The sequence below is a fragment of the Pseudoxanthomonas sp. genome, from assembly GCF_036845285.1.
In the GTDB taxonomy this organism is placed as follows: Bacteria; Pseudomonadota; Gammaproteobacteria; order Xanthomonadales; family Xanthomonadaceae; genus Pseudoxanthomonas_A.
On the sequence record NZ_DAIUEE010000013.1, the window covers coordinates 66,308 to 79,391 of the forward strand.

At 67.3% G+C, this 13,084-nt stretch carries 9 protein-coding genes; 4 read left to right on the plus strand and 5 right to left on the minus strand.

Features of this window, described 5'->3' with window-relative positions:
• Nucleotides 1-61 precede the first annotated feature (61 nt).
• On the plus strand, nt 62-1,264 hold the full coding sequence (locus tag V7060_RS15040) for an amino acid aminotransferase (protein WP_334180061.1): 1,203 nt from the start codon (nt 62-64) through the stop codon (nt 1,262-1,264).
• Nucleotides 1,265-1,339: 75 nt separating this feature from the next.
• Here V7060_RS15040 and ugpC read toward each other — a convergent pair whose 3' ends face one another.
• Nucleotides 1,340-2,422: a sn-glycerol-3-phosphate ABC transporter ATP-binding protein UgpC gene (gene ugpC, locus V7060_RS15045; protein WP_334180062.1), complete on the minus strand. Its 1,083-nt coding sequence runs from the start codon at nt 2,420-2,422 to the stop codon at nt 1,340-1,342.
• A gap of 431 nt (nt 2,423-2,853) precedes the next feature.
• Between ugpC and glk the strand changes: the two genes are divergently transcribed.
• The 3 genes from glk (at nt 2,854) to V7060_RS15060 (ending at nt 6,785) form a co-directional block, all read left to right on the plus strand.
• Entirely contained in the window at nt 2,854-3,861 is a 1,008-nt protein-coding gene (glk, locus tag V7060_RS15050; protein ID WP_334180063.1) for a glucokinase, read from the plus strand.
• 233 nt (nt 3,862-4,094) lie between these two features.
• Complete coding sequence (gene edd / locus V7060_RS15055; RefSeq protein ID WP_334180064.1) at nt 4,095-6,005, plus strand: phosphogluconate dehydratase; 1,911 nt, start codon at nt 4,095-4,097, stop codon at nt 6,003-6,005.
• Nucleotides 6,006-6,125: 120 nt separating this feature from the next.
• Complete coding sequence (locus V7060_RS15060) at nt 6,126-6,785, plus strand: bifunctional 4-hydroxy-2-oxoglutarate aldolase/2-dehydro-3-deoxy-phosphogluconate aldolase (protein WP_334180065.1); 660 nt, start codon at nt 6,126-6,128, stop codon at nt 6,783-6,785.
• 63 nt (nt 6,786-6,848) lie between these two features.
• On the opposite strand, the gene V7060_RS15065 is transcribed toward V7060_RS15060, so the two are convergent.
• Genes V7060_RS15065 through V7060_RS15080 form a run of 4 tightly spaced genes read right to left on the minus strand, consistent with a single transcriptional unit; the run spans nt 6,849 to nt 13,059 of the window.
• The gene (locus V7060_RS15065) at nt 6,849-10,046 is read right to left on the minus strand and encodes a discoidin domain-containing protein (RefSeq protein ID WP_334180066.1); all 3,198 of its coding nucleotides are present in this window, start codon (nt 10,044-10,046) and stop codon (nt 6,849-6,851) included.
• Nucleotides 10,047-10,079: 33 nt separating this feature from the next.
• Complete coding sequence (locus V7060_RS15070) at nt 10,080-10,901, minus strand: carbohydrate ABC transporter permease (RefSeq protein ID WP_334180067.1); 822 nt, start codon at nt 10,899-10,901, stop codon at nt 10,080-10,082.
• Complete coding sequence (locus V7060_RS15075) at nt 10,898-11,782, minus strand: sugar ABC transporter permease (RefSeq protein ID WP_334180068.1); 885 nt, start codon at nt 11,780-11,782, stop codon at nt 10,898-10,900. Before V7060_RS15075 ends, V7060_RS15070 begins: the two co-directional genes overlap by 4 nt.
• Complete coding sequence (locus tag V7060_RS15080; RefSeq protein ID WP_334180069.1) at nt 11,779-13,059, minus strand: sugar ABC transporter substrate-binding protein; 1,281 nt, start codon at nt 13,057-13,059, stop codon at nt 11,779-11,781. Before V7060_RS15080 ends, V7060_RS15075 begins: the two co-directional genes overlap by 4 nt.
• Nucleotides 13,060-13,084 lie beyond the last annotated feature (25 nt).

Below are 13,084 nucleotides of genomic sequence, written 5' to 3' on the forward strand. Positions count from 1 at the left end.
GCCTGTTAGCATCGCCGGCGGCTTCACCCCCCTCCCTCACACATCCAACGGTCCCCACTCCGTGTCTCTTTTTGCATCCGTCGAACTGGTGCCCGGCGACCCCATCCTGGGGCTGACCGAGGCGTACAACGCCGATCCCCGTACCCAGAAGGTCAACCTGGGCGTCGGCATCTACTACGACGAACAGGGCCGCATTCCCCTGCTCGACTGCGTCCGCCAGGTGGAACAGGCCCTCGCCGCCGCCGGCAAACCACGCGGCTACCTGCCGATCGATGGCCTGGCCGCCTATGACGCCGCCACCCGCGAGCTGGTCTTCGGCAAGGACTCCGACCTCGTCGCCGCCGGTCGCGTGGCCACCACCCAGACGATCGGCGGCAGCGGTGCGCTGCGCGTCGGCGCGGACCTGCTGAAGAAGCTGCTGCCGCACGCCACCATCGCAATCAGCAATCCGAGCTGGGAGAACCACCGCGCGGTGTTCGGCGCGGCAGGCTTCGACATCGTCGACTACACCTACTTCGATGCCGCCACGCATGGCCTGGACTTCGCCGGGATGCTGGCCGACCTGGGCCAGCTGAAGCCGGGCACCGTCGTCCTGCTGCATGCCTGCTGCCACAACCCCACCGGCGCCGACCTGACGGTCGAGCAGTGGAAGCAGGTCGCCGCGCTGATGAAGGACCGCGGGTTGTTCCCCTTCATCGACATGGCCTACCAGGGCTTCGACAAGGGCATCGCCGAAGACGGCGCCGCCGTGCGCATCGTCGCCGAGGCCGGCATCGACAGCTTCATCGTCGCCAACTCGTACTCCAAGTCGTTCTCGCTGTACGGCGAGCGCATCGGGGCGTTGTCGGTGGTCGGACCGGATGCGGCCGCGGCCAAGGCCGTGCAGTCGCAGGTCAAGCGCATCATCCGCACGATCTACTCCAGCCCGTCGACTCACGGTGCGGCACTCGTGGCCGGCGTGCTGACCAGCAGCGAGCTGCGCACGCAGTGGGAAAGCGAACTGGGCGGCATGCGCGAACGCATCCATGCCCTGCGCGCCGGCCTGGTGGACCAGCTGGCCGCCCTCGGCGCGCCGGAGTTCGCCTTCATCCAGCAGCAGGCCGGCATGTTCTCGTACTCCGGCCTGAGCAAGGCGCAGGTGGACCGCTTGCGCGACGAGTTCGGCATTTACGCGGTCGGCACCGGTCGCATCTGCGTGGCCGCGCTGAACCAGCAGAACCTGGCCTACGTGGCGGAGGCGGTGCGTACGGTCAGCCGCGGCTGACGCACCACGCACGCATGCTCCAGACGAAGAAGGGAGGCCTCGGCCTCCCTTCTTTCTTTCCGCATCCCGCGTGGGTCAGCCCAGCCGCAATCCGGTGTCCGGATCGAAGACATGCAGCGCGGCGCCTTCGACGGTCACCCGCAATGCCTGCCCCGGTTCGGGCAGGTGCTGCGGCGGCATGCGGGCGACCAGCGCGTGGCCGGCATAGGCCAGGTTGACGAAGACTTCGTTGCCGACCGGTTCGATCAGGTCCACCTGCGCCTCGAACGCCGCCTTGCCGATGCCGGCAGGCGACAGGTGTTCCGGCCGCACGCCCACCGCGACGCGACGACCAAGCCACGACTCCGCACCCGTGGCCTGCCCCAGCGGCAGCGTGGTGCCGTCGTCGAGCGCCAGGTGCAGTCCGTCCGCCTGGTGCAGCGTGCCGTGCAGTACGTTCATGGCCGGGCTGCCGAGGAAGCCGGCGACGAACAGGTTGGCCGGCTTTTCGTACAGCGCCATCGGCGTGTCGATCTGCTGGATCTCGCCGTCCTTCAGTACCACGATGCGCTGCCCCAGCGTCATCGCTTCGACCTGGTCGTGGGTCACGTAGATCATCGTCGCACCGAGCTGGCGATGCAGGCGGCCGATCTCGGTGCGCACGGAATGGCGCAACTTGGCGTCGAGGTTCGACAGCGGTTCGTCGAGCAGGAACACCGACGGTTCGCGCACCAGCGCACGGCCCAGGGCCACGCGCTGTCGCTGTCCACCGGACATCTCGCGCGGCAGCTTGCCCAGCATGGACGTCATGCCCAGCGTTTCCGCCGCCGCGCTGACGCGCCGGTCGATCTCCGCGCGCGGCACGCCGCGCAGTTTCAGCCCGAACGCGAGGTTCTCGGCCACGGTCATGTGCGGGTACAGCGCATAGCTCTGGAACACCATCGCGATGTCGCGGTCTTTCGGGGCCACATCGTTGACGCGGCGCTCGCCGATCAGCAGGTTGCCATCGGAAATCTCTTCCAGGCCGGCGATCATCCGCAGCAGCGTGGACTTGCCGCAGCCGGATGGGCCGACCAGCACCATCAGCTCGCCGTCGGCGATCTCGAAACTGGCCCCGTGCACGGCCACCTGACCGTTGTCGTACACCTTGCGCACGCGGTCGAGTTGGACACTGGCCATCATTGCTCCGGTCGGGCGGCGCCCGTGATTGTTCGCTGCGGCCCGGCCCTCCCGGGTGCAGGCATGCCTTCGCAGGCGATGCGCTCGGCTTCCCGTTCCGTGGTCGGGGAAGGTGCGCTATTCTGCCATGTAACCGTTTTCACAGCACCAGCGGATCGCGTGCCTGCCTGCTCCCGATCCCGCACACGCCCGGCGCCGTCCATGTCATTGCCATCGCACTCGATACGCGCCCGCGCCGCCACCTGTTGCGGAATGACGCATACGTATACGGATGGCGCATGCGCGTGCGGGCTTGCACGCCGCCGGCGCAGGTGCGCGCTATCATGCGCCGCCCACGCGATGTGGCCCTTTCACGGCAGCACAGGATCGACCAGGCGAATGCAGCGGACCCGTTTTGGAAGCCACCCCGCACTGAACAGGATGTCTGCCGCATGAGCAACGCCGATCGCGTCCTGCTCGCCGACATCGGCGGCACCAATGCGCGCTTCGCGCTGGCCGATACGTCCGCCTCCGTTCCCTTGCTGGACGAGAGCGTGCGCGAGTTCGTGGTCGCCGATTTCCCGTCGCTCGCCGAGGCCGCGCAGCACTACCTGGATGAAACCGGCGCGACCGCGCAGAACGGTGTGTTCGCCGTCGCCGGCCGCGTCGATGGCGACGAAGCCCGCATCACCAACCATCCGTGGGTGATCTCGGTGAACCGCACGCGGCAGGCACTGGGTTTCCAGGGCCTGAAGCTGGTCAACGACTTCGCCGCGCAGGCGATGGCGGTGTCGCTGCTGACGCCTAAGGATGTCGTGGCGATCGGCGGCGTGCAGTGGAAGCCCGCACCGTTGTCGGTGCCGCGCACCTACGCCGTGATCGGCCCCGGCACCGGCCTGGGCGTGGCCGCGCTGATCATCCGTGACGGTCGTGCGTATCCACTGGAAACCGAAGGCGGCCACGTCAGCTTTCCGCCCGGCACGCCGGAAGAAATCCGCATCCTCGACATCCTGTCGGCGCAGTTCGGCCGCGTGTCGAACGAGCGCCTGATCTGCGGCCCCGGCCTGGTCAATCTGTACCGCGCGCTCAGCGAGATCGCGGGCGAGGATCCGGGTGGCCCGCTGGAACCGAAGGACGTCACCGCACGCGCCGCCGCCGGCGATCCGCGCTGCGTGCGCACGCTGGACGTGTTCTGCGCGGTGTTCGGCGCGATCGCCGGCGACCTGGTGCTCACCACCGGCGCATGGGATGGCGTGTTCCTCACCGGCGGACTGGTGCCGAAGCTGCTGACCTCGCTGCAGCATTCCGGCTTCCGCCAGCGCTTCGAACACAAGGGCCGCTTCTCGCCTGCGATGGGCCGCGTGCCGACGCTCGCGAACATGCATCCGCGTCCCGGCCTGCTCGGTGCGGCCGCGTACGCGGTCGAACTGTTCGGTCCGAAAACCGCCGCGCACGCGTGAGGTTTTGCGCAGAGGCGCGCTGCAATGCAGCACGCGCGGCGCCATGACACGCGGACTGGTCTGACTTTGGTCGCTTTCGCCCCTGCGGCAAAGGCGGTAGAAAGCATCATGCCGTCGCCGTCGTTCACCGCCCTTCCCCTCCACGCGCTGGAGTTGCAGGAAGGCCGCTGCCTCACGGCCCTTCTTCGCCACGCCATGCAGAATGCTTCTGTCTGCAGCACAGCCCTACGCCCATGAGCCTGCACCCCCGCATCCAGGAAGTCACCGAACGCATCCGCCAGCGCAGCGCACCCTTGCGCCGCGCCTATCTCGACGGCATCGATGCCGCGCATCGCGACGGGCCGCAACGCGCGCGCCTGAGCTGCGGCAACCTCGCGCACGCGTTCGCGGCGTGTGGTCCCACCGACAAGGGCCGGTTGCGTGCCGACGTGACGCCGAACCTCGGCATCATCAACGCGTACAACGACATGCTGTCGGCGCACCAGCCGTTCGAGCACTACCCCGGGATCATCCGCCAGGTCGCGCGCGACCTCGGCGCCACCGCGCAGGTCGCCGGCGGCGTGCCTGCGATGTGCGACGGCGTGACCCAGGGCCGTCCCGGCATGGAGCTGTCGCTGTTCTCGCGCGACGTGATCGCGCAGGCCACGGCGATCTCGCTGAGCCACGACATGTTCGACGCCGCGCTGTACCTGGGCGTGTGCGACAAGATCGTGCCCGGCCTGCTGATGGGCGCGCTGGCCTTCGGCCACCTGCCTGCGGTGTTCGTGCCGGCCGGACCGATGTCACCGGGCATCCCGAACAAGGAAAAGGCCGCCGTCCGCGAGCGCTACGCCGCCGGCGAAGCGACCCGCGAGGAACTGCTGGAAGCCGAAGCGGCCAGCTACCACGCCGCCGGCACCTGCACGTTCTACGGCACCGCCAATTCCAACCAGGTATTGCTGGAAGCGATGGGCCTGCAGCTGCCGGGCACGTCGTTCGTCAATCCCGACCAGCCGCTGCGCGATGTACTGACGCGTGCCGCCGCCGAGCGCGCGCTGCGCATCACCGCGCTCGGCGACGACTACCGCCCGATCGGACGCCTGATCGACGAGTGCGCCATCGTCAACGCGATGGCCGCACTCATGGCGACCGGCGGTTCCACCAACCACACCATCCACTGGATCGCCGTCGCGCGTTCGGCCGGCATCGTGCTGACCTGGGACGACATGGACGTGATCGCGCAGACCGTGCCGCTGCTCGCACGCGTCTATCCCAACGGCGAGGCGGACGTGAACCGTTTCGCCGCCGCGGGCGGCACGCAATTCGTGTTCCGCGAACTGCTCGATGCGGGGCTGATGCACGACATCACCACCATCGTCCCCGGCGGACTGCGCGCATTCTGCGACGAACCACGCCTTCAGGACGGCAAGCTCGCCTACGCGCCCGGCATCGTGCAGAGCGCGGACGAGGATGTCGCACGGCCGGTGTCGCGCGCGTTCGAAGCGCAGGGCGGCCTGCGCCTGCTGCGCGGCAACCTGGGGCGTTCGCTGATCAAGACCTCGGCGGTGAAACAGGAGTACCGATACATCGAGGCGCCGGCCGTCGTCGTCGACGATCCGCGCGCGCTCAACAAGCTGCATGCCGCCGGCGTCTTGCCGCAGGACTTCGTCGCGGTGGTCCGCTACCAGGGCCCGCGTGCGAACGGCATGCCGGAACTCCACTCGCTCGCGCCGCTGCTCGGCCTGCTGCAGAACCAGGGCCGGCGCGTGGCGCTGGTCACCGACGGTCGCCTGTCCGGCGCCTCGGGAAAGATTCCCGCCGCCATCCACCTGACCCCGGAAGCCGCACGTGGTGGTCCGCTGGCGAAGCTGCGCGAAGGCGACATCATCCGACTCGATGCCGAAGCCGGCACGCTGGAAGCCCTGGTCGATGCGACCGAATGGGCGGCACGCGAACTCGCGCCGAACACGTCTCCCGCCGCGCTGGACCTGGGTCGCAACCTGTTCGCGGTCAGTCGCGACGTGGTGACGCCCGCCGACCGCGGCGCGATGTCGATCTCCTGCGGTCTGCCGTACCACGATGGCACCTGGGAATACGACGCCGAGTATGAGTTGGGCGATGCTGCGCATGCAGCCGAGGCACCGCACGAAGCCAAGGATGCGTAACGCCAAAGCAGGCCTTTCACTGGACATCATTGCTGTGGGAGCGACGTAAGTCGCGAAGCTTCCACCTGACATCGATCGCGACTTACGTCGCTCCCACAACACGAATTCCGATTGCCCCCAATGACCATCGAAGCCCGCCAGCAGAAAGCCGAATCCCTCCTCCGCGCCGCCGGCATCCTGCCGGTCGTTACGGTGCATACGCTGGACGAGGCACGCAAGGTGTCCGAGGCGCTGTTGAAAGGCGGCCTGCCGGCGATCGAGCTGACGCTCCGCACGCCGGTGGCGATGGAAGCGCTGGCGATGCTGAAAAAGGAACTGCCCGACATCGTGATCGGTGCGGGCACGGTGCTGACGACCGAGCAGATGAAGCAGTCCATCGATGCGGGTGCCGACTTCCTGGTCACGCCGGGCACGCCACCGGCACTCGCAGACGAGTTGGCCGCTGCGGACATACCGGTGGTGCCGGGCGCCGCCACGCCGACCGAACTGCTGGCGCTGATGGCGCGCGGCTTTCGCGTCTGCAAACTGTTTCCCGCCACCGCCGTCGGTGGACTGGCGATGCTGAAGGGGCTTGCAGGCCCGATGTCGGAACTGAAGATCTGTCCCACCGGCGGCATCACCGAAGACACCGCGGCCGACTATCTGTCGCAGCCGAACGTGGTCTGCATCGGCGGTTCGTGGATGGTGCCGAAGGGCTGGCTCGACAACGGCGAGTGGGACAAGGTCACCGAAAGCTCGGCCAAGGCGGCGGGCATCGTGCAGCGCGTGCGCGGTAACTAGACACGCGACGCGGATTCCCCGAGACACGAAAAAGCGCCGGCAAGCCGGCGCTTTTTTGTTGCCTCATGGCGCGCGGATGACGACCTTCACCGGCAGCGTGGTGATGCGCAGCTCGCCATCTTTCCACTGCGCCGGCTTGCCGTTGATACGCGTCTCGCCGGGAGCATCCTTGTAGGGCCACGGCAGCACCAGGCCACCGGGCGGCAGCTTCAACCCGGCCTTCACGTCCAATACCACCTCGCTGCCGGTTCTGCGCAGTGAATACCCCAGCACGCCGTTCGGCGTCCGCAGGCCGTCGATGGCGATGCCCTCGCCGTCCAGCCAGGTGGCCGGCACGCCCGCCGCCAGCACCAGGCTGTCGTCGAGTTCGCGCGAGTACGCGAACATGTCCAGCGCCGAGCGCACGAAGTCCGAGGCCACCCACGCATGCGGCAGGTCGCCGACGAAGAACGGCGTGCGCGGCGTGCGCGAGACCACTTCCGCCCACTGGTTCCAGGGCTGCGGCGCGCGGTCCTTGAAGAAGAACTCCAGCACGTCCCACGCGCGTTCGCGCCAACCGAGGCGGACGAATGCCGCCACGTTGCGCCATTCGTACGGCGTGTAGTCCTTCCACGCGCGCGTGCCATCGCGGCGTTGCACGAACTCGGTCCAGTAACGCTCGAAGGTGCCGAGCAGCAGGTCCGCCGGCAGCGTGCCCTGCTCGCCGCCCGGCGCCAGCGCAATGGTCGTCGAGGTGGGATCGAAGTCGCCGATCTCGGCCGCGCCCGGCAGGTAGGTGATGCCATGCAGCTTGGTCGCCGCCTGCAGCGAGGCGTAGAGATCGTCGCGGAACTGGTCGCGCGAGGCGGCCATGCGCTTCGATTCCGTCGTCTGGCCAAGTGCGTCAGCCACTTCGACCGCATCCTTGTAGCCGCGCAGCGCCCAGAAATTGTCCCAGTACGAATGCATCGGCTTGGCCGAATAGCCTTCGTGGCTGATCGAAGCCGGCATCATGCCGTAGAAGGCCGCGTTGACCGCGCGATTCGCCTCGGTGCGTTCGCTCAGGCGCAGTGCCTCCATGTAGGCGAACGCGCCCTGCACGTGCGGCCACATTTTCCTCAGGAAAGCCTTGTCGCCTGTATAGCGGTAGTACTCGGCGATGTTGAAGATCAGCTCGCCGTGGCTGTCGTTTTCCGGCACCGGATCGCTGCCGCGGTCGTCGACGCAGCATGGCACCTTGCCGTTCTCGAACTGGTATGGCGCGTAGTACTCCACGTACTCCTTCACCACTTCAGGGCGACCAAGGCGCAGCAGGCCTTCGGAAATCATCGCGCCGTCGCGGATCCAGCTGCGCGAGTACGAGCGCGTGCCCGGTTGCAGGCGCGGGCCGATGCGCGAGATCAGCATGTGCGCGAGCGCCGTGCGCAGGGTATCGGCGACCGGTTGCCCTTCAGCGGGTACCTGCAGCTTCATCTCGCCGAGCTTGCCGCGCCACATCGCCGCGGTCGCCTGCTGTTCGCGCGCCGCATCGATCTTCGCGGGCAATGCGCCTTCCAGCGGCGCCACCCAGTCGATGTCGCGGCTTTCACCCGCCGCCAGCGTGATGCGGTACAGCACGGCGGCGGATGCGAGTCCGCTCGGTTCGCCCGCCACCTGCGCATCAGCGCCGTTGGCCATGCCGTCCATCGACGCCAACCGCTCGCGCACCAGCCCTTCGTCGAAGCGCGACGCCAGCGCTGCATCCGGCTTGGCGAAGCGCAGACTGGCGCGACCATTCACGCTGACCACGCCGTCGCGGATCGCCAGATCGTTGATCGGGCTGAAGCCGCCGGTCGTGTTGAGGAACTGGCTGGGCGGATTGACCTGCCACGGCTGCACGGCCAGCGCCAGCACATAGTCGCGCGGCACGCTGCCGGTGTTGGTCAGGCGATGGCGCGCGACGACGCGCGAGTCGCCAGGTTTGCCTGCCGCGAACGCGGTGGTCGTCAGCGCGAAGTCGGCGTGCTTCCATGCGACGGTCGGAATCGGCAGGTATCCATCCTGCAGCGACTGTGTCGCCTGCACGTCGGACCAGCCGATCCAGCGCCCGTCGACCTGCACGAACGGCTCGACGCTCACGCCGCCCTTGGCGATCTCGATGGCACCATCTTCGCCGATCAGGCCCTGCTCGCGCCCGCCGTCGAGGCCGACGATGGTCCAGTACGGCTGTTCGCCGCTGAAGCCGCGCGGGAACCAGCCTTTCGGCGATTCGGCCGCCATCGCCTTGATCAGGTCGTTGGGATGCGCGGCGAAGGCCAGCGGCTTCACCTCAAGCTCGGCCAGCGCGAACGAACGGCCCGGTCCGTCGCCGACCGTGAGCCGTACATAGCGCGCTTCCGACTCCGGCAGTGCCAGATAGTCGTTGCCACCGTTGCCATCGACCACGGTTCGCACGTCGCGCCAGCGCATGCCATCGTCGGACAGCTGCACCAGGTAATCCGACGCATGCTGGTCGGGCTTCCATCGCAGCACCAGGCCGCCGAACTCGCGCACCTTGCCCAGGTCCAGGGTCAGCTGCGGATCCTTCTCGCCGTGCAAGTCGGCGGACCACGCCGTATCCGCCTTGCCGTCGACGGCCAAGGCAGCGGCGCCGGCCGGAAACGCGACGGAAGCACTGGCCTTGCCGGTCAGCGGCGCGCCGTCATCCACCGGCAGCGGCTGGAACGTCAGCTGGTCGAAGCAGACCGAACCCTTGCCGCCGACGTTGTTGTAGACGGTGAACTCGAGCTTGACGCTCCTGCGCAGTACGCGATCCGGGTCGGGTCCCCAGGCCTTGTCGATATGACGCTGCTTGTAGCGCACCGGCGTCCATGCCGTCGGGTATTCGTACTTCGGCCGGTTCACCCACCAGACGTTGTCGCCGCTCGCATCGACGACCTTGAACTGCAGGTCGTTGCGTGGCGAGTCGCCGCGCAGCTGGAAGTCGAACTGGTAGTTCTGCGGATACTCGATAAGCAGGTCGCGTTGGATACCCGCGTGGCCCGACACACCGTTGAAGTTGTAGTCCAGGCACACTGCCTTCCCGTCCACGCCATCGACCGGTCGCAGTGCGCCGCTGACCTGGTTGGACGTCACCACGCGCCAGGTCGACGGATCATTGAAGTCGTCGAGGACGCGGGCGCCCTCCTGTGCGGCGAAGGCGGGCGCGGCGCACGCGAGCAGCAGGCCGCAAGCCAGCGCAGTGTTGCGGGAGGCGAAGCCTTTGGGTTCCCGCCTGCGCAGGAATGACGATTCGATCTTCATGGTGATTCAAACTCCACGATGACCCGCTCCGGGTCAGCCTTTGACGCTGCCCAGCAACAGGCCCTGGATGTAGTAGCGCTGCAATGCCAGGAACAGCAGCAGCACCGGCAGGATGGTGACGACCGAGCCGGCCATCATCAGTTCGTAGTCCATCACGTGCTCGCGCGACAGGCCCGCCAGTGCGACCGGCAAGGTCTGCAGGCTGTCGTCGCTCAGCACGATCAGCGGCCACATGAAATCGTTCCATGCGCCGAGGAAGCTGAAGATCGCCAGCGTCACCAGGATCGGCTTCAGGCCAGGCAAAACGATCTGGAAGAAGATCCGCGCCTCGCTGGCGCCGTCGATGCGCGCGGCCTCCAGCAGTTCGTCCGGGATCGAGCGTGCGTACTGGCGCACCAGGAAGATGCCGAAGATCGCCGCCATGCCGGGCACAATGGCGCCAGCGTAGGTGTTCACCAGGCCCATCTGCTTGAGCAGCAGGAACAGCGGCATCATCGCCACCTGCGCCGGGATCACCAGCGCCGCCAGCAGCGCGCGGAAGGTGCGGTCGCGCCCCCTGAAGCGCAGCTTCGCGAACGCGTAGCCGGCCATGGTGTTGAACAGCAGCGACAGCAGCATGACGCAGGTCGACACGATGAAGCTGTTCAACAGATAGCGACCCATGCCGGCGCGCACGAACAGCTCGCGGTAGTTGTCCAGCGTCGGCGCGGACGGCAACAACGGCGGCGGGAAGTGGCCAGCCTCGCCGGTCTGCATGAAGGACACCGACAGCATCCACAGCAGCGGCCCCAGGCTGACCACGGCCAGCGCGACCAGCAGCGCGTTGACGACAACGGTAGCCAGGCGCTGGTTCATTCCACACCCCGCTTGCGCGCGAACCACAGCAGGCCGCTGGTCACGACCGTCATCAGCACGAACAGCAGGAACGCCACCGCGGATGCGTTGCCGAGGTTCCACCACTTGAAGCCTTCTTCGTACATCAGGTACAGCACGCTCTTGGTGCTCTCCAGCGGACCGCCCTGCGTCATCACGTAGGGTTCGGCGAACAACTGGAAGTAACCCGCCATGGTCAGGATGCCGACCAGCAGCAGCACCGGACCCAGCTGCGGCAGGGTGACGTGGCGGAACTGCGCCCAGCGCGACGCGCCGTCGATGCGGGCGGCCTCGTACAGGTCTTCCGGGATGCTCTGCAGCCCGGCGAGGAAGACGATCATGTTGTAGCCGAAGTTCTTCCACACGGCGAACAGGATGATGGTCGGCATGGCCCAGGTGGGATCGCCCAGCCAGTCGACGGGATCGATACCGATCCACGACAGACCCCAGTTCACCAAGCCGTACTTGGTGTGGAACAGGTAACGCCAGATCACCGCCACCGCGACCACGGTGGTCACCACCGGCGCGAAGAAGGCCGTGCGGAAGAAGCCCTTGAAGCGGCCGAGCCTGGAATGCAGCAACAGCGCCGCCCCCAGCGACAGCGCCACCGACAGCGGCACGCCCACCACCACGAAGTACACGGTGTTGCCCAGGGACTTCCAGAACATCGGGTTCTGCAACAGGCCGATGTAGTTGTCGACGCCGACGAAGCGCAGGTTATTGATGTCGGCCAGTGCGTAGATATCGAAGTCGGTCAGGCTGAGCGCCAACGCGGCCAGCACCGGCAGGCCGAAGAAGACCACGATGACCGTCAGCGCGGGCGCGGCGAACAACCAGCCGGCCAGCGAATGCGACGACCTCATGGCGTCCCTCCGGGTTTCGCTGCGTGGTCCAGCATCCAGCGACGCTTTTCGAGGATACGGTCGGCACGGCGGTCCAGTTCCTCGGCCGCCTGGTGGACGGTGAGGCGACCATTGGCGACCTGCTCACCGACCAGCCGCATTTCCGTCGCGATGCGCTCCCACTCCGGCACCTTCGGCGTGGACACGGCGCGTTCGAGCTGCTCACGGAACGCCTTGGCATACGGATCGTTCGCCAGGGCGGGCGTAAGCCAGGGCGAGCGGCGCGGTGGCAGGTCGCCGGTCAGCGCATGGAATTCGGCCTGCACGGCCGGCGACGACAGCCAGGCGATCAGCTGCCACGCCGCGTCCTTGTTGGGCGAATCCTTGAACACCACAAAGCTGGTGCCGTTGGCGAGCGATGCACCGGGGCCCTCAGGACCGGGCAGCGGCATCGTCATCCAGTCGGCCTGCTGGGATGCCGGCAGGCGTTCCTTGAACTTGGCGATATTCCAGGGACCGGAAATGTAGAACGAATAGAAACCCTTGCCGAACTCGTCCCACACATTGGAGATCTGGTTGTTGGTGACGACCGGCGCCCACTGCCGATCGAACATCTCCTTGTAGAACCCGAGCGACTGCCGGAAGCCCGCACTGCGGAAATTGCCGTAGCGCCCGCCGTCGCGCAGCAGCGGCTCCGGCTGCTGGATCGCCAGGCTGAGCAGCGGTTCGAATTCGTTGAGCGGCAACAGGATCGAATAGTTGCCCTGCCCCGCGACCCGCTTGACCTCGCGCATCGCCACGCGCCATTCGTCCCAGCTGGCCGGCAAGGTCTTCACGCCGGCCTTGGCCAGCATGTCGCGCCGGTAGAACGGCAGGCGCGTTTCGACGTACCACGGCACCGCATAGGCACGCCCATCGATCACGCCAGTGTCCCAGACGCCGGGGAAAAAATCCGCCTGCTCGAAACCCGGGGTGGCTGCGATCTCGTCGTCCAGCGGTTCGAGCGCGCCCAGGGCGGCGAACTCCGGGATCCACGTGTTGCCGATCGGACTGACATCGGGCAGCGATTCGCCGGCGAAGGCCGTCAGCAGCTTTTCGTGCGCGGAAAGCCAAGGCACGATCTGCAGGTCGACATGGATGTCGGGATGCTGACGCTCGAACTCGGGCAACAGCTTCGCGACGACCTCGCCCTCATAGCCCATCACCCAGAACCGCACAACGGTGCGATCGTCCCGCGTGCGTGCGCAGCCGGCGACCATCAGTGCGAGCATCAGGGCCACGAGGGAACAGCAGCGCACCAGGGTCCTCCTTCCACCGGAGAAG

Coding starts and splice junctions, on each gene's coding strand:
- V7060_RS15070 (WP_334180067.1), bottom strand. CDS start 10,901: ATGAACCAGCGCCTGGCTACCGTTGTCGTCAACGCGCTGCTGGTCGCG.
- V7060_RS15060 (WP_334180065.1), top strand. CDS start 6,126: ATGACCATCGAAGCCCGCCAGCAGAAAGCCGAATCCCTCCTCCGCGCC.
- glk (WP_334180063.1), top strand. CDS start 2,854: ATGAGCAACGCCGATCGCGTCCTGCTCGCCGACATCGGCGGCACCAAT.
- V7060_RS15065 (WP_334180066.1), bottom strand. CDS start 10,046: ATGAAGATCGAATCGTCATTCCTGCGCAGGCGGGAACCCAAAGGCTTC.
- V7060_RS15075 (WP_334180068.1), bottom strand. CDS start 11,782: ATGAGGTCGTCGCATTCGCTGGCCGGCTGGTTGTTCGCCGCGCCCGCG.
- ugpC (WP_334180062.1), bottom strand. CDS start 2,422: ATGGCCAGTGTCCAACTCGACCGCGTGCGCAAGGTGTACGACAACGGT.
- edd (WP_334180064.1), top strand. CDS start 4,095: ATGAGCCTGCACCCCCGCATCCAGGAAGTCACCGAACGCATCCGCCAG.